The sequence below is a fragment of the Methylobacterium sp. yr668 genome, assembly GCF_900116245.1.
GTDB lineage: Bacteria > Pseudomonadota > Alphaproteobacteria > Rhizobiales > Beijerinckiaceae > Methylobacterium.
In genome coordinates, this window is the sequence record NZ_FOZY01000007.1 from 234,353 (window position 1) to 253,334 (window position 18,982).

At 71.0% G+C, this 18,982-nt stretch carries 20 protein-coding genes; 11 read left to right on the forward strand and 9 right to left on the reverse strand.

The window, feature by feature from the left end:
• Positions 1-82 precede the first annotated feature (82 nt).
• Complete coding sequence (locus BM419_RS11805; protein ID WP_020090784.1) at positions 83-1,177, reverse strand: glycosyltransferase family 4 protein; 1,095 nt, start codon at positions 1,175-1,177, stop codon at positions 83-85.
• A 330-nt stretch (positions 1,178-1,507) separates the two neighbouring features.
• Here BM419_RS11805 and BM419_RS11810 point away from each other — a divergent pair, with 330 nt between their 5' ends.
• Together BM419_RS11810 and BM419_RS11815 are read left to right on the forward strand one after the other, a co-directional pair.
• Positions 1,508-2,488, forward strand: coding sequence for an SPFH domain-containing protein (locus BM419_RS11810; protein WP_091926529.1), 981 nt, complete (start codon positions 1,508-1,510; stop codon positions 2,486-2,488).
• A gap of 5 nt (positions 2,489-2,493) precedes the next feature.
• The gene (locus BM419_RS11815) at positions 2,494-2,949 is read left to right on the forward strand and encodes an NfeD family protein (RefSeq protein WP_056531510.1); all 456 of its coding nucleotides are present in this window, start codon (positions 2,494-2,496) and stop codon (positions 2,947-2,949) included.
• Positions 2,950-2,958: 9 nt separating this feature from the next.
• Here the strand turns inward: BM419_RS11815 and BM419_RS11820 are convergent, their stop codons facing one another.
• Positions 2,959-5,838, reverse strand: coding sequence for a phosphoenolpyruvate carboxylase (locus BM419_RS11820; RefSeq protein ID WP_091926530.1), 2,880 nt, complete (start codon positions 5,836-5,838; stop codon positions 2,959-2,961).
• A 208-nt stretch (positions 5,839-6,046) separates the two neighbouring features.
• Between BM419_RS11820 and BM419_RS11825 the strand changes: the two genes are divergently transcribed.
• Together BM419_RS11825 and BM419_RS11830 are read left to right on the forward strand one after the other, a co-directional pair.
• Positions 6,047-6,349, forward strand: a complete 303-nt coding sequence (locus tag BM419_RS11825) for a hypothetical protein (RefSeq protein ID WP_091926531.1) — start codon at positions 6,047-6,049, stop codon at positions 6,347-6,349.
• A complete protein-coding gene (locus tag BM419_RS11830; RefSeq protein ID WP_091926532.1) occupies positions 6,346-7,080 on the forward strand; it encodes a hypothetical protein in 735 nt (244 codons plus the stop codon). The genes BM419_RS11825 and BM419_RS11830 overlap by 4 nt, the downstream gene beginning before the upstream one ends.
• A 3-nt stretch (positions 7,081-7,083) precedes the next feature.
• Here BM419_RS11830 and BM419_RS11835 read toward each other — a convergent pair whose 3' ends face one another.
• Complete coding sequence (locus BM419_RS11835; protein WP_091676385.1) at positions 7,084-7,443, reverse strand: helix-hairpin-helix domain-containing protein; 360 nt, start codon at positions 7,441-7,443, stop codon at positions 7,084-7,086.
• Between the two features lie 225 nt (positions 7,444-7,668).
• Here BM419_RS11835 and rpmF point away from each other — a divergent pair, with 225 nt between their 5' ends.
• Positions 7,669-7,857, forward strand: a complete 189-nt coding sequence (gene rpmF / locus BM419_RS11840; protein WP_003601373.1) for a 50S ribosomal protein L32 — start codon at positions 7,669-7,671, stop codon at positions 7,855-7,857.
• A gap of 19 nt (positions 7,858-7,876) precedes the next feature.
• On the opposite strand, the gene BM419_RS11845 is transcribed toward rpmF, so the two are convergent.
• Both BM419_RS11845 and phaR read right to left on the reverse strand, forming a co-directional pair.
• On the reverse strand, positions 7,877-8,191 hold the full coding sequence (locus tag BM419_RS11845; RefSeq protein ID WP_091926533.1) for a hypothetical protein: 315 nt from the start codon (positions 8,189-8,191) through the stop codon (positions 7,877-7,879).
• A gap of 93 nt (positions 8,192-8,284) precedes the next feature.
• On the reverse strand, positions 8,285-8,881 hold the full coding sequence (gene phaR / locus BM419_RS11850; RefSeq protein WP_056531522.1) for a polyhydroxyalkanoate synthesis repressor PhaR: 597 nt from the start codon (positions 8,879-8,881) through the stop codon (positions 8,285-8,287).
• 325 nt (positions 8,882-9,206) lie between these two features.
• Between phaR and BM419_RS11855 the strand changes: the two genes are divergently transcribed.
• From BM419_RS11855 to BM419_RS11870, 4 genes are all read left to right on the forward strand, one after another.
• A complete protein-coding gene (locus BM419_RS11855) occupies positions 9,207-10,391 on the forward strand; it encodes an acetyl-CoA C-acetyltransferase (protein WP_091926534.1) in 1,185 nt (394 codons plus the stop codon).
• Positions 10,392-10,505: 114 nt separating this feature from the next.
• Positions 10,506-11,234: an acetoacetyl-CoA reductase gene (gene phbB, locus BM419_RS11860; protein WP_091926535.1), complete on the forward strand. Its 729-nt coding sequence runs from the start codon at positions 10,506-10,508 to the stop codon at positions 11,232-11,234.
• A 506-nt stretch (positions 11,235-11,740) separates the two neighbouring features.
• Positions 11,741-12,139 carry a hypothetical protein gene (locus BM419_RS11865; RefSeq protein WP_091926536.1) on the forward strand — a complete coding sequence of 133 codons (399 nt, stop codon included), beginning with the start codon at positions 11,741-11,743 and terminating at the stop codon, positions 12,137-12,139.
• A 21-nt stretch (positions 12,140-12,160) separates the two neighbouring features.
• Positions 12,161-12,400, forward strand: coding sequence for a hypothetical protein (locus tag BM419_RS11870; protein WP_091926537.1), 240 nt, complete (start codon positions 12,161-12,163; stop codon positions 12,398-12,400).
• Positions 12,401-12,620: 220 nt separating this feature from the next.
• Here BM419_RS11870 and BM419_RS11880 read toward each other — a convergent pair whose 3' ends face one another.
• Positions 12,621-13,847, reverse strand: a complete 1,227-nt coding sequence (locus BM419_RS11880) for a glycerophosphodiester phosphodiesterase family protein (protein WP_091926539.1) — start codon at positions 13,845-13,847, stop codon at positions 12,621-12,623.
• Between the two features lie 95 nt (positions 13,848-13,942).
• The gene (locus tag BM419_RS11885; RefSeq protein ID WP_020090769.1) at positions 13,943-14,371 is read right to left on the reverse strand and encodes a cupin domain-containing protein; all 429 of its coding nucleotides are present in this window, start codon (positions 14,369-14,371) and stop codon (positions 13,943-13,945) included.
• Between the two features lie 98 nt (positions 14,372-14,469).
• Between BM419_RS11885 and BM419_RS11890 the strand changes: the two genes are divergently transcribed.
• Complete coding sequence (locus BM419_RS11890) at positions 14,470-15,093, forward strand: ribonuclease D (RefSeq protein WP_020090768.1); 624 nt, start codon at positions 14,470-14,472, stop codon at positions 15,091-15,093.
• A gap of 164 nt (positions 15,094-15,257) precedes the next feature.
• On the opposite strand, the gene BM419_RS11895 is transcribed toward BM419_RS11890, so the two are convergent.
• Together BM419_RS11895 and glnA are read right to left on the reverse strand one after the other, a co-directional pair.
• The gene (locus BM419_RS11895) at positions 15,258-15,896 is read right to left on the reverse strand and encodes a VOC family protein (protein WP_091926540.1); all 639 of its coding nucleotides are present in this window, start codon (positions 15,894-15,896) and stop codon (positions 15,258-15,260) included.
• 218 nt (positions 15,897-16,114) lie between these two features.
• Complete coding sequence (glnA, locus tag BM419_RS11900) at positions 16,115-17,524, reverse strand: type I glutamate--ammonia ligase (protein WP_012322030.1); 1,410 nt, start codon at positions 17,522-17,524, stop codon at positions 16,115-16,117.
• A gap of 332 nt (positions 17,525-17,856) precedes the next feature.
• Between glnA and BM419_RS11905 the strand changes: the two genes are divergently transcribed.
• Complete coding sequence (locus tag BM419_RS11905) at positions 17,857-18,891, forward strand: glutamine synthetase beta-grasp domain-containing protein (RefSeq protein ID WP_091926541.1); 1,035 nt, start codon at positions 17,857-17,859, stop codon at positions 18,889-18,891.
• Positions 18,892-18,982 lie beyond the last annotated feature (91 nt).

Consider the following 18,982-nt stretch of genomic DNA (forward strand, 5'->3'; position numbering starts at 1 on the left):
GCGCCGCGGAGGTCAGGGGCGGCCCGTCATGCCGCCGGGCTCCGGGCTCGGGTGCGGATTGCGGCGCGCGGATCCGCGCCGTTCAGCCGCGTCCTCCGGCGACGCGCAGGGCCGGCCGCGCCCGCTCGGCGCAGCGCGCGATCACGGCGTCGTAGGCCTCCAGGTAGCGCCCTGTCATGGCGGCGGCGTCGTAGAGCGCCTCGGCGCGGTCGCGGCAGGCCCGGCGCGACAGGCCGGCGGCCTCCCGGATCGCCACCGAGAGATCCTGCGGGTCGTCCGGGCGGGCAAGGCGGCCGCAGGACGCGTCCAGGATGTCGGGCATGGCGCCGCGCCGGAAGGCGGCGACCGGCGTGCCGCAGGCCAGGGCCTCCGCCACGACGAGGCCGAAGGGTTCCTCCCAGCGGGGCGAGACGATCGCCACGCGGGCCCGGCCGAGATGGTGGGCGAGGTCCCGGTGGGAGAGATGGCCGAGATGCGTCAGGTCCGGCCCGAGACGCGGGGCGATCTCGGCGGCCCAGTAGCCGGGATTGAGCTTGGGACCCGCGAAGGTCAGCGGCAGCCCGGCGGCGCGGGCCGCGTCGATCGCGAGGTGCAGCCCCTTCTCGGGTACGATCCGACCCGACCAGAAGGCGAAGGGCGTATCGTCGGCAGCGTGTGAGAACGCGAAGGTCGAGAGGTCCACGCCGTTGTCTACCACCTGGGCGCCGGGCACGAGATGCGCCCATTCCTGCGCCAGCGACGGGGACACCGCCAGGAAGGCCATGTCGGGGTCGGCCTGGACCACGCCGCCGACCAGGGAGTCGAAGGGCGGCGTGTGCAGCACGGTGACCCAGGGCAGGCCGAGCCGGGCGCTCTCGCGCAGCGGCAGGGCGTGCAGCGCGTTGTTGTGGACGAGATCGAAGCCTCCGGCCGCGACCATCTCCATCATGCGCCGGTAGGCGTCCTCCTCCTCCCGGTCGATCGCCTCCTCCCGCTCCGGGTCGAGGAGCGCGTCCCCGGTCGGATCGCAGAGCATGACCGGGTCGAGCGCCGGGTCGGACCCGCGGCTCGCGAACAGCGTGACGTCGTGCCCGTGCCGCTTCAGCGCGACGGTCAGGAGATGCGTGTGCATCTCCAGGCCGCCGGCGTAGGGCTGGCCGATCGGGTATTTCAGATGTGCGAGGACAGCGATCTTCACGCGCGCACCGAGTCCGGTTGGGTGGGGATTTCTGCCGCCCGCAGCGGCGCGAAAGGACTTCTTTCCGCAGCGAGGGTGGCGGGGATCATGCCGAATATTTCTTCAACAAGCGTTGCGTTGACGGGGTCCGAGCGACGACGGACGCGACGCTTGCCGGCTTCCTAAGCGCGGCGGCCTGAACCATTGATGATCGACATCCGCTGGTGACCGTTCACGCCGCGGCGCGGCACGCCTCCGGGCTGCCCCGCGGACACGCGGTCGCGGAGCCCCGATCGGCCTGTTAGGCTGCGCGGCCGCGCCGGCCGTGGCGCCGTCAGGGGAGGGGTGTCGATGGGGCTTCCGTTGGGGCTGAGCGTGTTCGCCGTGGGCTTGGCGGTGCTGGCGATCATCACCCTGGCCGCAGGCGTGAAGATCGTGCCCCAGGGCCACGTCTACACGGTGGAGCGCTTCGGCCGCTACGCCCGCAGCCTCGACGCCGGCCTGGGCCTGATCACGCCCTTCGTCGAGCGGATCGGCCGCAAGGTCAACGTGATGGAGCAGGTCATCGACGTGCCGAGCCAGCAGGCCTTCACCCGCGACAATGCCGGCGTCACCATCGACGCGGTGGTGTTCTACCAAGTGCTCGACGCGGCGCGCGCCTCCTACGAGGTCTCGAGCCTCGACCTCGCGGCCACGACCCTGACCATGACCAACATCCGCACCGTGGTCGGCTCGATGGATCTCGACCAGCTCCTCGCCCACCGCGACGAGATCAACGAGCGCCTGCTCCGGGTGATGGACGCGGCGGCCTCGCCCTGGGGCGTCAAGATCAACCGGATCGAGATCAAGGACATCGTGCTCCCGGCCGACCTCGCGGGGGCGATGGCCCGGCAGATGAAGGCCGAGCGCGAGAAGCGCGCCTCGATCCTGGAGGCGGAGGGGCAGCGCGCCGCCGAGATCCTGCGGGCCGAGGGGCGCAAGCAGTCGGCGATCCTGGAGGCGGAGGGCCGGCGCGAGGCCGCGTTCCGCGACGCGGAGGCGCGGGAGCGCTCGGCCGAGGCCGAGGCGGCGGCGACCGGGATGGTCAGCCGGGCGATCGCCGAGGGCGACATCGCGGCGGCGAACTTCCTCGTGGCCGAGAAGTACGTCGACGCGGTGCGGGCGATCGCCACCGCGCCGAACCAGCGGGTCGTGGTGGTGCCGATCGAGGCGGCGGCCCTGGCCGGCACCCTCGGCGGCATCGGCGAGCTCACCCGCTCGGTCTTCGGCGACGGCGCCGCGGCGCCCCGGCGCGCGGGGAGCCCGCCGAACGTCGCGCCGCCGCGGGCCTGACGCCGGTGACGCTCGATTCCCTCGCCGGAACCCTCGGGGCCCTCGGGGCGGCCTGGAGCTGGGTCATCGCCGGCCTCGTGCTCGCCGGTGCCGAGATCCTGCTGCCCGGCGTGTTCCTGATCTGGCTCGGCCTCGCCGCCGTCGCGACCGGCCTCGCGGCCGCGGCGCTGCCCATGCCCTGGCAGGGCCAGACCCTGCTGTTCGCCGGTCTCGCCGTCGCCCTGGTGGCGCTCGCGGCGCGCCTCCAGCACCGCGGCAGGCGGGCCGGGCCGGACCTGAACCGCGCCGACCGCGGCCTGATCGGGCGCGAGGGCGTGCTCGACGAGCCGATCGTGCGGGGCGCGGGCCGGATCCGCTTCGACGACACGCTGTGGCGGGTCGAGGGGCCCGACCTGCCCGCCGGTCGCCGGGTGCGCGTCACCGGGATCGGCGGCACGGTCCTGCGGGTGGAGGCGGCCTGAGGACCGCGCCTACCCGAACGCCCCGACCTCGTGCTGGATCATCCCCGAGATCTCCCGCACCTGATCGAACATCCGGCGGATCGGCTGGAACAGGTTGGCGTGCTCCGCCTCGTAGGTGCCGACGTCGCGCGGGCCGGCCGGCTCGCCGAAGTTCAGGCCCAGCGTCGGGTCCGGCGTGACCGGGAAGATCGCGTCGAGGAGCTTCAGGCAGCCGTCGATGTCCAGCCGCAGGAAGCGCTCCAGCAGCTGCTCGCGGGAGATGCCCGCCTGCGGCCGGAAGCCCGGGATGTGCACCGCCAGGAACCAGATCCGGTGGATCAGGGCGAGGCGCAGGGCGTGGAGCAGCGTCAGCCGGGCCGACATGGCGGGCAGGTCCGGGGCGGCAGCGCTCAGGGCGAGCCAGTCCCGGGTCAGGCGTCCGAACAGGTTCCGCAGCGCTGGGGCGAGGTCGAGGCGCTCCAGCGCCCCGGAGATCACCACCAGCTCGTCCCGGCGGAAATCCTTCTGGGTGCGCCGCGCCCGCTCCAGCCACACGGCCGGGTCCAGGGTGTCGATGTAGGCCCGCAGCACGTCGAGGTCGCCGACTGAGGCGGCGTGCTGGACCAGCCGGAAGGCCCGGGAGAAGCGTACCGAATCGCGCCGCATGTCGCGGAACAGGTCGGGGCCGCGCTGGGCCGCCCGGCCGATCCCGTGGAGGGAGTTCGCCAGGAAGCCGAGCTGGTGCAGGATCGCGTTGTTGGGGATCGCCCGCATCTGGCGCGGATGGGTGATCCGCGCCGGGCCGCCGTTGTCGGTCTGGCGCGCCACCGGGCGCGACCCGGTCCGGTCGATCAGGCTCGGGCCGAAGGTGCCGAGGAGCGCCGCGTAGCCCGGGTCGTCGACCAGCGACTCCATGTCCTGGCGGGCTGCGGTGAAGAATTCGAGGGCGAAATCCGGCTCGGCGTAGATCGGGTCGACCTTGCCGTCGGAGGCCTTCGGCCGGTCGTTCAGGGCGTAGTCCGGGAACGAATCCTCCTCCGTCACGTCGAGCGCGTAGACGTGCTCGGCGATGCGGGCGACGCTGGCGCGCGCCAGCGCCTCGGTGCCGTACAGCAGGTAACCGTCGGTGCCCTGGAAGCTCGATTCGAGCCGGACGCGGATGCCGGCCTTGCGGGCCCGGTCCCGGGCATCCTCCGGGGCGAGGTAGGCGAGGCGGTCGCGCAGGGAGGTCGGATGCGCGCCGCGCCCGATCGACTCGCCGTGCGTGTCGAAGATCGCGAGCTCGACGTCGGACAGGCCGTTCTGGACCAGCATCTCGGTGATGCGCAGCCGCAGCCGCTCGATCCAGAAGGTCGCCGCGAGCTGGCCGACGTAGCGGCCCGAATCGGAGTAGCCGAACTGCACGGTGAGGCGGCCGATGCGCTTCAGGTACTGCCGCCAGTGCGGGTTGCGCAGGGCGTCGTCGAGCACCCGGATGCCCTGCTCCAGCGCACTCGCCGTCTCGAACAGCGGCGTGATCTCGAGCTTGTCGGCGATGCCGTAGTGGCGTGCGAGCCAGAGGGCGGCGAGCAGGGTGTAGCCGGTCTCGGTCTCGGCGATGAGGAAGCGCACCGGATGGGTGCCGTCCACGTGCTTGAGGATCTGGGCGATCGTCATCATCAGCCGCGCGGCCGAGGCCCGCTCGGCCGCGAGCGCCCCGAAATCGACCGCCACCGGGCGGACGTCGTTCAGCAGCGTGTGGATCGTCGCGAGGTGCGAGCGGCGCCGGGCTGCGTCGGTGGGCTCGCCCTCCAGGTCGATCACCCGCCGCACCGCGTTGTGGATCTGGCTGGCGTTCAGCCGGAAATGCGGCAGGGCGTTCGACAGGCCGTGCGTCGCGACGCCCGCGCGCAGGACGGCGATCCGGCGCTGGTCGGCCGCGTCGTCGGCGGCCTCCAGGGCCTTGGTCAGCGCGGCGACGAGGGCGCCGGCATCGGTCTGGGCGCGCTCCCGCTCGATGATGAGCGCCAGGGCGAAGCGGTGCACCGCCTCGAGGGACGGCTGGTCGCCGAGGCGCGGCGCCACCGTGAGCTGGCGGTTCACCGCCGCCAGGGCGTTCTCGGCGAGCGCCCGGACCTCCCGGCAGGCCGGGATCTCGGGCAGGTCGCGCATTACCCGGTCGAACTGCATGCGCTTCGAGATCAGCCGGTAGCGCAGGGTGTCCCACCAGCCGATATCGGTCCGCCCGTCGGTGTCGCAGCCGACCCAGCTGGCGATGGCGAAGGGGCGGGGCGTCAGCTCGGTCCAGCGGTCGGGCCAGCGGGCGCGGGCGGCGTCGAGCAGGGCGCCGTTGAAGGCGTCGAGGGCGAGCCGGCCGTTATTGGCCGCCGCGCAGGCCTGCTCGAACTCGACATCCAGGGTGATCGGCGCGTCCGGCCGGGTCGACAGGGCCGCCGCGCGCGCGACCAGCCCGGCGCGGTCCCTGGCGTCGGGCAGGCTCGCGGCCTCGGCGAGGAGGCCCGCGACGGCTCGGGGCATGCCGAAGGTCGGGTGGGCCGTGAACACCACCGCGAAGGCGGTGCGGTGGATCAGGGCCGCGAAGGCCTCGACGCCGTCCGGCCGGTCGGGTGCCGCCGCCACGAGCCGCGCGGGGATCGCCGCCTGCGGATCCTCCTGGCCGGCATCGAGCCCGACATAGGCCCGCAGCCGTTCCGCCCGCGCCGCCAGCGCTGCGGCACGCAGGCGCACGAACAGGCCGTCCAGGTCGCCCGTCGAGATCTCGTTCCGGTCGAAGCGCCGGGTGATCGCCAGGGTCACCGCCAGGACGGGGTTGCGGAACGGGTCCTCCCGGGCCTGATCCCGGGCGGCCTCGATCAGTCCGAGGAGGTGCGCCTCCAGTTCCTCGGGCTCGCGGCTCGGCTCGTGCTGCATCGGTCGGTCCCGGCTCCGGTCTGCCCGCATCTACCCGGTCCGGCGGCCCACGCAAGGAGCGTTCCGCACGTGACCCGGGACTGACCGGATCCTGACAGAGGACGGGGCCGAGGACGTGACGGGGAACACAACCGCGACGCGGCGGGGCGATATCGACGATGGGATGGGGTGGCGGCGGCCTGAACCGCAGGCTAGAGCTGACCTCCTGATGGAGCGCCTGTTCATCATCCTGGCTATTCTGGTCTTCGCTGTCGCCATCGTCGCCGTTGCCGCGATGGCGGCGCGCGGCCGGCGCGAGCCCCTGCGCATGGGTTCCGAACTCGACATCGAGGACGAGGACCTCGTCATCGGCTCGGTCGGACCGCGCAGGAGCCCGATCGACCGCAGCGCCCAGGTGCTCGACCCGCGCGTGCTCGATCTGGACGCGATCGAACTGGAGCCGATCCGCGCCCTCGACCGGACGCAGCGCGACGCGGCGCTCCGCGGAGATCCGCCGGGAGCCGGGCGATGAAGCGATGTGCGCGCGGGGTGGCCGGGCTGCTGCTCGCCGGTCCTCTCTGCCTGTCGACGATGCATGTGACGGCCGCGCCCGCCGGCAAACCGGCGGCGGCCGTTCCGGCGCCGGCCGCGCCTCCCCAGGCTGCGCCCGCGCAAGTCGCGCCTGCACCGCCCGCGCCTGCGCCGGCCGCGCCCGCCGCGACGGCGCCGCCGGGCCAAGCCGCCTCTCAGGCGGCGAGCCCTACGCCCGCCGCCGGCCCGACCCTCGAGCAGCCCTGCGGGACGCAGGCGGCCCGCTTCGAGAGCGCCAAGGGGTTCAAGATGGTGATCACGCGGGCCGGGCAGGTCCGCACGACGAACCCGCTCAGGCCGCTCACGCCCGAGGTGAACGAGGTTCTCCAGGTGGTGATCGCCGGAAAGGTCGCCACGGCCTACGGGCCCGATTTCACGACGCTGCGGCGCGGCGGCGCCGCGTCGGGCATCGAGGCGATGCTGGGCGGTTCGATCCACTGGGAGCCGACGCTGCCGACCTTCCCCGACCCGATCGCGATCGTCAGCGAGGAGGGGACGCCCCTGGCGCAGCTGACCTTCCGCGCCTGCGAGGCGCCGCCCGCCGTCAAGGCGCCGAAGGTGCCGAAGGCCGAGGCCCGCAAGAAGGCGCCCCGCCAGGCGGCACCGAAGGCCGCAGCGGCCCCGAAGACGCCCCCCGGCTTCTCCATGCCCCAGGGGGCGATCGCCGAGTAGCGGCTACTTCTGCTTGGCGATGATCTTGTCCTTGATGCCGTCGTAGACGCTCTGCGGGATGATCTTCTTGGAGACGAGATCGTCCTTCCCGCGATACGGCCGTCCCTTGATGATCGCGGCCGCGCGCGCCGCGCCGATGCCGGGCAGCGCGTCGAGCTCCTCGGTGCTGGCGCTGTTGAGATCGATCAGCGCCCCCTTGGCGGCGTTCGGCGATCCGGCGACGGGCGCGCTCGGGGCCGCGGGCTTCGCGGGGGCCGTCGGTGCCGCGGTCGTCGGCGCCTGCGGCGCCTGCGCCAGGGCCGGGGCCGCGACGAGGCTCGACAGGAGGGCGAGGAGGGCGAGGGTCTTGGTGGAGGAAGCCATGGCGTTCTCCCGAGAGGCGCGGCCCGCACAGCGGTGCCGTCCGGCCAGATCTGCGCCGCTCCGCTTGAACCCGCCCTTAACGGTTGTGGTCCGGCACCCCTAGTCACGGGCCGGCGCCGGAGCTATAAGCCCGGCCTCATCCGTATCCCGCGGTGTGCGTGGCGATCCTCGATCGAGGAGCCGCCCGCGCGCCGCTTTGTCCGCGGCGTCACGAAGGATCCAGCCATGGCCGTTCCGAAGCGAAAGACCTCCCCCTCCCGCCGCGGCATGCGCCGCTCGGCCGACGCCCTCAAGGCGCCGACCTACGTCGAGGACAAGGATTCCGGCGAGCTGCGCCGTCCGCACCACATCGACCTGAAGACCGGCATGTACCGCGGCCGTCAGGTCCTGAAGGTGAAGTCGGCCGAGGCCTGAGCCTCGCGAGGGCGGCGCCTCAGGCGAGGCGCCGCGCGGCCTCCGCGTAGCGCGCGGCGGCCATCCGGGTCCGTTCCAGGCGCGACGGCAGCAGCGTCGGATCGCCCGCCGTCAGCAATTGCGCGATGAAGCCGGCGCGGGGTCTCCCCGCGGCCGCGCGTTCCGCTGTCCGGGGGGCGGGCGGCTCATCGGACCGGCCGCCGTCGATCAGGGCGAGCGCCTGGACCTCCGTCCGCGCCGCCTCGGGGGAGGCGTCCGCGTCCGGGACCGGCGCGCGCCGGGTGGAGCGGACCTGTGTCGGGCCGAGACGGCTGACTGTTCCGATACGCACCATGCGCACATTCTCCGCACGTTTCCGTGCCCGTGTCGCAAAGGTGGGGCCGACGTTTACCGATCGTCAACCCTTCGTCCGATCGGTCCGTCCGAATTACTTTTTCGCGAGCGCTTCCAGGCGCTGCTGCATCTCCAGCATCTGGCGCTTGAGATCGTCCAGCTCGCCGCCCCCGTAGGTCGCGGGCTGAGTCGCGGCCGGCGCCGTCGGCTGGGCTCCCGGCGCGGGCGGGGCGAAGCCCGTGAACATCTTCATGGCATCGCCGAAGAAGTTCATGTTGGTGCGCACCTGCTGCTCGATGGCGTTCTGGAACGCCGCCGGGCCGAAGCTCTGGGCAAATTTCTCGCGCAGGCCGTCCTGGTCCTTGGCGAAGTTCGCCATCGAGAATTCGAGGAAGCTCGGCACCATCGTGCGCATGCTGTCGCCGTAGAAGCGGATCAGCTGGCGCAGGAACGCCACCGGGAGCAGGTTCTCGGCACCGGCCTTGTTCTCCTGCTCGAAAATGATCTGCGTCAGGACCGAGCGCGTGATGTCGTCGCCCGTGCGCGCGTCGTAGACGACGAAATCCTCGCCGTTCTGCACCATCGTGGCGAGGTCCTCCAGCGTCACGTACGTCGAGGTGCCGGTGTGATAGAGGCGCCGGTTGGCGTACTTCTTGATGACGGTCTGGGTGGCCTTGACGGTATCCGCCATCGGGAACGGCCTTTCTGGACTCGGGACCGGGGGGCGTTGCAGACGCGCGGTGCTGTCTGACGGGGGCTGTCTTCGCGCCCGCAACACGATCCTTAAAGCCTTCCCCGGGCGCAGAAAACAGCAAACTGCAGCTGTTCAACGCAGAATAATGCAGAGCGGTTGGGGCGGCCGCGCCATTTCAGTCTCGCGGTCGCGTCATCGGCGCGTTTGGCGCGTTGATCCACAACCTTGACTTCGCCCACCTCAGGCCCTTCATCCCAGGGCCGGCACAGAGCGCGCCCCGGGACGTGGAAGGCGCGCCGGCTCGCGAGAGGAGAACGTTCACATGGCAGGCAGCGAAGAGATCGTCATCGTCGGGGCGGCGCGCACGCCGGTCGGCTCGTTCGGCGGCGCCTTCGGGGCGGTGCCGGCCCACGAGCTCGGCGCGACGGCGATCAAGGCCGCCCTGGAGCGCGCCAAGGTCTCGCCCGACGAGGTGGACGAGGTGATCTTCGGCCAGGTCCTCACCGCGGGCGCCGGCCAGAACCCCGCCCGGCAGGCGGCCATCAAGGCCGGCATCCCCGAGAAGGCCACCGCCTGGGGCCTCAACCAGGTCTGCGGCTCGGGCCTGCGCACGGTCGCGATCGGCATGCAGCAGATCGCCAACGGCGACGCCAAGGTCATCGTGGCCGGCGGCCAGGAGTCGATGTCGCTGTCGCCCCACGCGCAGTACCTGCGCGGCGGCCAGAAGATGGGCGACGTGAAGCTCGTCGACACCATGATCAAGGACGGGCTCTGGGACGCCTTCAACGGCTACCACATGGGCCAGACCGCCGAGAACGTCGCCCAGGCCTTCCAGCTCACCCGCGAGCAGCAGGACCAGTTCGCGACCCGCTCGCAGAACAAGGCCGAGGCCGCCCGCAAGGAGGGCCGGTTCAAGGACGAGATCGTCCCCGTCACGGTGCCGGGCAAGAAGGGCGACACGATCGTCGACACCGACGAGTACATCCGCGACGGCGCCACCCTGGAGGCGATGGGCAAGCTGAAGCCGGCCTTCACCAAGGACGGCACCGTCACCGCCGCCAACGCCTCCGGCCTCAACGACGGCGCCGCCGCCCTGGTGCTGATGTCGGCCTCGGAGGCCGAGCGCCGCGGCCTGACCCCGCTCGCCCGGATCAAGTCCTGGGCGACCGCGGGCGTCGACCCGAAGGTGATGGGCACCGGCCCGATCCCGGCCTCGCGCAAGGCCCTGGACAAGGCCGGCTGGAAGCCGTCCGACCTCGACCTGATCGAGGCGAACGAGGCCTTCGCGGCCCAGGCGCTGGCCGTCAACAAGGACATGGGCTGGGACGACGCGAAGGTGAACGTCAACGGCGGCGCCATCGCCATCGGCCACCCGATCGGTGCCTCGGGCGCCCGCGTCCTCGTCACCCTGCTCCACGAGATGAAGCGCCGCGACGCCAAGAAGGGCCTCGCTACGCTCTGCATCGGCGGCGGGATGGGCGTGGCGATGTGCGTCGAGCGGACCTGATCGGTCTGTCACGACAGTATTGGCCCACAACATAGACTTAAGGCCGAAGTCAGAAAAAATCGCGTGCGGACGCCATCCGCACGCGGCATCAAGTGATGCGAACAGGAGGAAACAATGGCTCAAGGACGCGTCGCCCTCGTGACGGGCGGCACCCGCGGCATCGGCGCGGCGATCTCGAAGCGGCTCAAGGACAAGGGCTACAAGGTCGCCGCCAACTACGCCGGCAACGACGAGGCGGCCAACGCCTTCAAGGCCGAGACCGGGATCCCCGTCTTCAAGTTCGACGTGGGCGATCTCGCGAGCTGCGAGGCCGGCATCAAGGCGATCGAGGCCGAGCTCGGCCCGGTGGACGTCCTGGTGAACAACGCCGGCATCACCCGGGACGGTGCCTTCCACAAGATGACGTTCGAGAAGTGGCAGGCGGTCATCAAGACCAACCTCGACTCGATGTTCACCTGCACCCGTCCGCTGATCGAGGGCATGCGCAGCCGCAACTTCGGCCGCATCATCATCATCTCGTCGATCAACGGCCAGAAGGGCCAGGCCGGGCAGACCAACTACTCGGCCGCCAAGGCCGGCGTGATCGGCTTCGCCAAGGCGCTCGCGCAGGAGAGCGCCTCGAAGGGCATCACGGTCAACGTGGTGGCGCCGGGCTACATCGCCACCGAGATGGTGATGGCGGTGGCGGAGGACATCCGCAACAAGATCATCTCCACGATCCCGACCGGCCGCCTCGGCGAGGCCGACGAGATCGCCCACGCGGTCGAGTATCTCGCCAGCGACGAGGCCGGCTTCGTGAACGGCTCGACGCTGACCATCAACGGCGGCCAGCACTTCGTCTGATCGCCGCGGGCGCGCCGGATCGACCCGGCGCGCCCGCCCTGTGGGCGAGCCGCCCCACCGCGCCGGACGCGCAACTCTCCGTCCGGTGAGCGTTCCTTCCGACACTCCGCGCGGCCGAGCCCGACGACGGCGCTCCTAGCGCCGGGCCCCGCCTGCCGGCGACCGTCCCGGGCAGCACCGGTCCGGCCCACGCGCCGCGCGCGCCGCCGGCCGTGCTCGCGGGCCCGCCCCACCGACCCATCAAGCGTGACGAAAGTCCTTCCCCGCGTGCGGAATCGCGCGTCGGGCGGGATAACGGGCATTGCGGGCAGCGATCGAGCCGCTGGCCCGCGTGTTCTGAGACACGAACAATTCGAACGGCCTCGTATAGACCTCCTTCCATCGGCTCACGGATGGTCCCGCCGATAGAAATCGAGGTCCCGAGGATCATGAACAACTGGTTTCACGGTAAATTCGGCGTTCAGTTTATCGGCGCGAGCCAGAATTGTTCTTCCCGCACGACCGCGATGCGTGACGACCGCTCCGGGCTGCCCGCAATCGCGAAGCTCGGGCTCGCGGCGGCCTGTGCCCTGGGGCTGGCGGCCTGCGTCACCCCGCAAGAGCGCCACGCGCTGGATCAGAACCAGTGCTACGCTTTCGGCTTCGAGCCCGGCACCGACGGCTTCGCCGAGTGCATGATGGGGCTCCACCAGCAGCGCGCCGTCGCCCAGTCCAACAGCAACCTGTACTGGCAGGCGCAGCTCGCCGAGCAGAACCGCCGCCGCGAGGCCCAGCAGGACCTCTACAAGGTCATGAGCCTGCAGCGCACCGGCGACGCGCGGTTCCCCGTCTGCGGCGCCTCCTCGGACGGCGGCATGGATCGCCGGACCATGACTTGGTACGGCCCGAACTGCCGCGCCCGCTGATCCGGATCGAGGGAGGTCCCCATGTCCGACATGACGACGCGCGGCCCGCGCAACCCGAGCCGGATCATCTTCGTGACCGTGGCCCTGATCGGCATCGCCGTCGGGTTCGCGACCGCCAGCCTCGCTTGGTTCACGCTCGCGGTCCTCGGCTCCGCCGCTCTGACCTGCGCGGGCTACGGCCTGATCCGGCGGCGGCTCGGCTGGAAGCCGCTGAGCGGCGAGTACCTGTCCAACCTCCTCTACGTGCTGAGCCCGTACTAGGCGGACACCACGCATGCCCCCGCGGTCGCGCCGCGGGGCTCATCGGCGGGCGGCGCAGGTCCACGAAGACCTGGCCGCGCCGCGCACCCATCCCCCAGACCGCTCCGCCTCCGAGGCCACCATGACGCTCGCCCTCATCATCACCGGCTTCCTGATCGTGAACTTCGTGATGGCCGGCCTCTTCTCCCTCGTGGCCCTCTGGGCCGACTGAGCGGCGGCGCTAAGGAGCGCCGACGCAGTTGGCGTAGAAGGTCGTGGTCGCGGGCCAGTCGGAGAAGACCCCCAGCACGCCCACCTGACCGTACAGGACGTCGAGCAGCCGCAGGATGTCGCCGTCGCCGGTGACCACCGGCTTGATCGACTGGTAATAGTACCCGCCGCCGCCCTTCAGGGGGCCCGAGCGCTCCAGCGACCACGCGATCAGCCCCAGCCCGGCCGCCTTGGCCTCCCGGGCGTAGGTCGAGGGCTCGATCGTCCCGTCCGGGCCCGGCCGGACCAGCATCCACAGCGGCGGCGCCAGGATCTTCACGCCCTTCCGGGCGAGCTCGGCCATGCCGGGCTGCCACGTGGCGGGCTTCTCCGGGTCGAAGCCCTTCGCGGTCTCGTCCCGGTCGTCGAGGAAGATCGCCTGGCGGCCGAATTCCGGATCCTTCTCCAACCAGTAGAGGATGTCGCGGAGCTGGAAGCTCTGCGGGTAGACGTCGGAGGCCGGGATCCCGGCCTCCCGGTACTCGTCGACCAGCTGCTGGGCGTACATGTCCTGCGTGTAGGTGCCCTGGAACGGCATCGGAACCTGGGGCACCTTCAGCTCGGGGGTGAATTTCCGCCCCATCCCCTTCACCAGCGCGATGTACTCCTTGTGGGACATCAGCGTACCGGTGCCGGCGTAGAGGTCGGTGCGCCAGCGCGGCGTCGCGTTCATGTAGGCCGCCACCGTGGTGGCGTCCGGGTCGGACGCGTCCATCTTCCCGTTCAGCGACTTGAATTCGTCCAGCGTCAGGTCGCTGGTGCAGCACTTGGCCGAGGCCTTCCGCCCGGTGGCCGGGTCGGCCGGCGTGAAGCCCTGCGTGCACTTCGCCGCGAGCTCGGGCCGGGCGAGGATGTCGGTGGTCGTGTGCAGGTCGCACTGGCTGTGGCGGCAGACGAGCTGGCGGTCCTTGGTGAAGGCCACGTCGCACTCGATGATCCCGGCGCCCATCCGGTACGCGGCGAGCAGGCCCTCCCGGGTGTGTTCGGGAAACATCAGCGGCGCGCCGCGGTGCGAGATCGAGAAGGTCCGGGGCGTGTAGGTCCGGTCGACGCCGCAGGCGGCGAGCCTGTCCTTGAGCGGGCCAGGCTTCAGCTGGTCGACGAGATAGAAGGGTCGGGGGCCGAGCTGGGCGGCCTCGCCGGCGAGCGCGGGGCCCGCTCCCAGAAGCAGCCCCAGCCCCAACATGATCGCACGCATCGCGAACCTCCCGTTTCAGGCCGCCGGTAGAGGGGGACGGTGACAGGGGCGTGACCCCGCACGCCCCGGCGCGCCGCCGCCATGATAGCGGCGGATCATCCGCGCGGCGTCGGCCGCCAGTCGGGCGGCGCCATCTCGAAGCCGGCGAAGTCGAAGCCCGGCGAGACCGTGCAGCCGACGAGCGTCCAGGCGCCCAGGCTGGTGGCGGTCTGCCAGTGGCCGGCCGGCACGACGCATTGCGGGCGCTGCCCGGCGGCGAGGTCCGGCCCGAGATGCCGGGCCTCGGCGTCGTGCCCGTTGGGGCTCGTGGTGATCACCAGCGGCGCGCCGGCGTGCCAGTGCCAGATCTCGGTGGCGTCGACCCGGTGCCACGCCGAGACCTCGCCGAGATCCAGCAGGAAGTAGATCGCGGTGCCGACCGAACGGCCGTCGACGGTCCGTGGATCGCGGAACGTCTCGCGGTAATGGCCGCCCTCCGGATGGGGCTTCAACCCCAGGGTCGCGATCACCTCGGCTGCCGTCATGTCCAGCTCCCTGTCGATCCCGGCCGCGCGGATCGTCCGCGGCTTGCCGGCACTTGGCACCGATGCTACCGGCCGAAAACCCGCAAGGTCCGAGAACGATGCCGAGCCCGACCGTACGTCTCCACCGCGGCGACCTGCCCGCCACCTACGACGCGGGGCGGGCGGTGGCCATCGACACCGAGACGCTCGGTCTCAACCCGCATCGGGACCGCCTCTGCGTGGTGCAGCTCTCCACCGGCGACGGCACGGCCGACGTGGTGCAGATCCCGCAGGACGGGCCGGAGCCGGTCGTGCTCAAGCGGGTCCTGGCCGATCCCGGCATCCTGAAGATCTTCCACTTCGCGCGGTTCGACGTGGCGGTCCTGTACAGGGCCCTCGGCGTGATGCCGAGCCCGGTCTACTGCACCAAGATCGCCTCGAAGCTCGCGCGCACCTACACGGATCGCCACGGGCTGAAGGACGTGGTCCGCGAGCTGGTCGGCGTCGACCTGTCGAAGCAGCAGCAATCCTCGGACTGGGGCGCCGAGACCCTGTCGCAGGCCCAGCTCGACTACGCGGCCTCGGACGTCCTCCACCTCCACGCGGCCCGGGAGCGGCTCGACGCGATGCTGGCCCGGGAGGGTCGCACCGACCTCGCGTCCGCCTGCTTCGGCTTCCTGCCGACGCGGGCGCGCCTCGACCTCGACGGCTGGCCCGAGACCGACATCTTCGCGCACACCTGATCGTCCGGCGGGGCCTGCACACTTCCTGTGCGGAGTGAGACTTTCCTGTCACCGCACCGCGATAAGTCGCTGGTAGGTTGTGGCTGCCTGGGCTTCCGAGTCCCGGCCAGGCCCTCCTCGCCGGTCGCCCACCCGATCAGGCCGGCGAGGAGGGTCCGTCGCCCTCAGGTCAGGGTCCGCGGGCCCGACGGCGTGCTGATCCGGGCGGTCCAGCGCGGGCCCCGGCCGGCCACAACCTGCGGTGGAGCGACGAGGCCCAGCGCCGCGTGAAGCCCCGCGACGGCGGCGGGATCCGGATCCGTCAGGACGAGCGCCTCCAGACCGGCGCCGAGATCCGGCATCGTCGCGGCGGGATTGCCGCGCGGTCCCCACGCCATCGCGCAGGGCGCGGCCCCGTCCGCCGGCCACGCCCCGCCCGGGGGCACCGCGAAGCGCCAGGACAGGTCGCCCCGGGTCATCGTCGCCGCCGCGCCGAGGAGCGCGCCGTGCGCGGCGAGGAGGCCGTCGAGATCGTCCGCGCGGGCGACCAAGCCGCGCAGCCGCCGGCCCGAATCCCAGTCGGCCCGCACCCGCGCCGCGTCGCCGAGGCCGAACCAACGGGCGCCCGACGGCGGCGGCGCCTCCGGATCGACGGCGATCACCTCCAGGAACAGGGCGTCGCCGAGGCGCAGCAGGTGGTTGCGCGTGCCCATCTCGCGGTGGCGACCGCCCTCGGGCATGGCGAGGCCGAGGCAGTCCCGCACATGGGCCACGCCCTCCGCGAGGTCGGGCGCGACGACGACGAGGTGGTCGAGGGTGAGCATCGTTCGGGCTCCGTGTGCGCGGGCACCTATGCAGCCGGCCGCCGGGCATGCCCGGGACCGCACCGGTCCCGACCCGGTCTCGGCGCTCACAGGCTGCCTCGGGTGAGGCGGCGAGGGGTAACGTCTGAGCGTCCCCAAGAAAAAGGCCGGGGCCCCGCGAGAGGCCCCGGCCCGGAAGTGCGTGCCGGGCCGGGCCTCGTGCCCGGCCGGCTCTCACATCACAGCGAGTAGTACTGCACGAACTCGATCGGGTGCGGCGTCATCTCGTAGCGCAGCACCTCGGTCATCTTCAGCTCGATGAACGAGTCGATCTGGTCGTCCGAGAACACGCCGCCCTCCTTGAGGAAGGCCCGGTCCTTGTCGAGGCTGTTCAGGGCCTCCCGGAGCGACCCGCACACGGTCGGGATCTTCTTCAGCTCCCGCGGCGGCAGCTCGTACAGGTCCTTGTCCATGGCCGGGCCCGGGTCGATCTTGTTCCGGATGCCGTCGAGGCCGGCCATCAGCAGCGCGGAGAAGGCGAGGTAGGGGTTCGCCATCGGATCGGGGAAGCGGACCTCGACGCGCTTGGCCTTCGGGCTCTTGGTCCACGGGATGCGGCAGGAGGCCGAGCGGTTGCGCGCCGAGTAGGCGAGCAGCACCGGCGCCTCGTAGCCCGGCACCAGGCGCTTGTACGAGTTGGTCGACGGGTTCGTGAAGGCGTTCAGCGCCTTGGCGTGCTTGATGATGCCGCCGATGTACCAGAGGCACTCCTGGGACAGGCCGGCATACTTGTCGCCCGCGAAGACCGGCTTGCCGTCCTTCCAGATCGACTGGTGGACGTGCATCCCTGAGCCGTTGTCGCCGTAGACGGGCTTGGGCATGAAGGTCGCGGACTTGCCGTAGCTCTGCGCGACGTTGTGGATGCAGTACTTGTAGATCTGCATGTGGTCGGCGAGCAGGGTCAGCGTGTCGAACTTCATGCCGAGCTCGTGCTGGGCCGAGGCCACCTCGTGGTGGTGCTTCTCGACCTTCACGCCCATGGACTGCATGGCCGCGAGCATCTCGCCGCGCATGTCCTGCGCCGAGTCCTGCGGCGGGACCGGGAAGTAGCCGCCCTTGGTCTGGACCCGGTGGCCGAGGTTGCCGCCCTCGTAATCGGTGAAGCCGTTGGTCGGCAATTCGGTGGAGTCGAGCTCGAAGCCCGTGCGGTACGGGTCGGCGCCGAACTTCACGTCGTCGAACACGAAGAACTCGGCCTCGGGGCCGACGTAGATCGTGTCGCCGATGCCGGTCTGCTGCAGGTAGGCCTCGGCGCGCTTGGCGGTGCCGCGCGGGTCACGGCCGTAGGGCTCGCCGGTGGCCGGCTCCAGCACGTCGCAGACGATCGACATGGTCGCGGCCGAGAAGAATGGGTCCAGCGTGGCGGTGACGGGATCCGGCATCAGCAGCATGTCGGACTCGTTGATCGCCTTCCAGCCGGCGATCGAGGAGCCGTCGAACATGGTGCCCTCGTCGAAGATCTCCTCGTCGATGAGCGACACGTCGAACGTGACGTGCTGCCACTTGCCGCGCGGGTCGGTGAACCGGAAGTCCACGTAACGCACGTCGTTGTCCCGGATCGTCTTCAGCACCTCGGCCGCAGTCGTCATCGTGGGCATCCTCCAGGGATCTCTGAATCGGCTCTCGTGGCGCACCCGCACGCGGTCGCGCGCCGGCAAGCGGCGCTTGATATCCGGCGCGGGCGTGCCTTGCCACCCGCCGGGCAGCGGAATCGGCCGACGGATGAAACGATCGGCCCGTTCGCGCACCCGATCTCGTAACCGTGATCGGCAGCTCCGTTTCTAGGGCACCGTTGTTCTCCGGCAATGGCCTTCCTGGCACGATCCATGCAATTGCGGCCGCAGCCGTCGACGAGGCGGCAAGCCGTTCGCGTCTTCCCGGGTTGCCCAGGTCGCGCATCGATACGGACGAGAGAACCGGAATGACCAAATACAAGCTCGAGTACATATGGCTCGACGGGTACACGCCGACCCCGAACCTCCGCGGTAAGACGCAGATCAAGGAATTCGACAGCTTCCCGACCCTCGAGCAGCTCCCGATGTGGGGCTTCGACGGCTCGTCCACCAAGCAGGCCGAGGGCGGCAGCTCCGACTGCATGCTGAAGCCCGTGCGCCACTTCCCCGACCCGGCCCGCAAGAACGGCGTGCTGGTGATGTGCGAAGTGATGATGCCGGACGGCGTGACCCCGCACGAGTCCAACAAGCGCGCCACGATCCTGGACGATGCCGGCGCCTGGTTCGGCTTCGAGCAGGAGTACTTCCTGTACAAGGACGGCCGCCCGCTCGGCTTCCCGGCCTCCGGCTACCCGGCGCCGCAGGGCCCGTACTACACCGGCGTCGGCTATTCGAACGTCGGCGACGTCGCCCGCAAGATCGTCGAGGAGCACCTCGACCTCTGCCTCGACGCCGGCATCAACCACGAGGGCATCAACGCCGAGGTGGCCAAGGGCCAGTGGGAGTTCCAGATCTTCGGCAAGGGCTCCAAGAAGGCCGCCGACGAGATGTGGATGGCCCGCTACCTCCTGCAGCGCCTCTGCGAGAAGTACGGCATCGACGTCGAGTACCACTGCAAGCCGCTCGGCGACACCGACTGGAACGGGTCGGGCATGCACTGCAACTTCTCGACCGCGTTCATGCGCGAGCACGGCGGCAAGGCCTACTTCGAGAAGCTCATGGAGGCGTTCCAGAACGCCCGCGAGGAGCACATCGCCGTCTACGGTCCGGACAACCACATGCGCCTGACCGGCAAGCACGAGACCGCCTCGATCCACGAGTTCTCGTACGGCGTGGCCGACCGCGGCGCCTCGATCCGCGTGCCGCACTCCTTCGTGAACAACGGCTACAAGGGCTACCTGGAGGACCGCCGTCCGAACTCGCAGGGCGACCCCTACCAGATCGCCTCGCAGGTGCTGAAGACGATCGCTTCCGTGCCGACCGAGGCCGCTGCAGCCGCGTAAGACGCGGAGCTTCGACAGACGATGCGAAGCCGGGCCCTCGGGTCCGGCTTCGCCGTTTCCGGGGTAATGGGCTTCCGATCTACCCCGTCCT

Bases quoted from the DNA above. Each gene is read 5' to 3' on its own strand.
- glnA (WP_012322030.1), bottom strand. From the start codon at position 17,524: ATGACGACTGCGGCCGAGGTGCTGAAGACGATCCGGGACAACGACGTG.
- BM419_RS11890 (WP_020090768.1), top strand. From the start codon at position 14,470: ATGCCGAGCCCGACCGTACGTCTCCACCGCGGCGACCTGCCCGCCACC.
- phaR (WP_056531522.1), bottom strand. From the start codon at position 8,881: ATGGCGGATACCGTCAAGGCCACCCAGACCGTCATCAAGAAGTACGCC.
- BM419_RS11830 (WP_091926532.1), top strand. From the start codon at position 6,346: ATGAAGCGATGTGCGCGCGGGGTGGCCGGGCTGCTGCTCGCCGGTCCT.
- BM419_RS11880 (WP_091926539.1), bottom strand. From the start codon at position 13,847: ATGCGTGCGATCATGTTGGGGCTGGGGCTGCTTCTGGGAGCGGGCCCC.
- BM419_RS11905 (WP_091926541.1), top strand. From the start codon at position 17,857: ATGACCAAATACAAGCTCGAGTACATATGGCTCGACGGGTACACGCCG.
- rpmF (WP_003601373.1), top strand. From the start codon at position 7,669: ATGGCCGTTCCGAAGCGAAAGACCTCCCCCTCCCGCCGCGGCATGCGC.
- BM419_RS11855 (WP_091926534.1), top strand. From the start codon at position 9,207: ATGGCAGGCAGCGAAGAGATCGTCATCGTCGGGGCGGCGCGCACGCCG.
- BM419_RS11820 (WP_091926530.1), bottom strand. From the start codon at position 5,838: ATGCAGCACGAGCCGAGCCGCGAGCCCGAGGAACTGGAGGCGCACCTC.
- BM419_RS11835 (WP_091676385.1), bottom strand. From the start codon at position 7,443: ATGGCTTCCTCCACCAAGACCCTCGCCCTCCTCGCCCTCCTGTCGAGC.
- BM419_RS11865 (WP_091926536.1), top strand. From the start codon at position 11,741: ATGCGTGACGACCGCTCCGGGCTGCCCGCAATCGCGAAGCTCGGGCTC.
- BM419_RS11870 (WP_091926537.1), top strand. From the start codon at position 12,161: ATGTCCGACATGACGACGCGCGGCCCGCGCAACCCGAGCCGGATCATC.
- BM419_RS11845 (WP_091926533.1), bottom strand. From the start codon at position 8,191: ATGGTGCGTATCGGAACAGTCAGCCGTCTCGGCCCGACACAGGTCCGC.
- BM419_RS11885 (WP_020090769.1), bottom strand. From the start codon at position 14,371: ATGACGGCAGCCGAGGTGATCGCGACCCTGGGGTTGAAGCCCCATCCG.
- BM419_RS11825 (WP_091926531.1), top strand. From the start codon at position 6,047: ATGGAGCGCCTGTTCATCATCCTGGCTATTCTGGTCTTCGCTGTCGCC.
- BM419_RS11895 (WP_091926540.1), bottom strand. From the start codon at position 15,896: ATGCTCACCCTCGACCACCTCGTCGTCGTCGCGCCCGACCTCGCGGAG.
- BM419_RS11810 (WP_091926529.1), top strand. From the start codon at position 1,508: ATGGGGCTTCCGTTGGGGCTGAGCGTGTTCGCCGTGGGCTTGGCGGTG.
- phbB (WP_091926535.1), top strand. From the start codon at position 10,506: ATGGCTCAAGGACGCGTCGCCCTCGTGACGGGCGGCACCCGCGGCATC.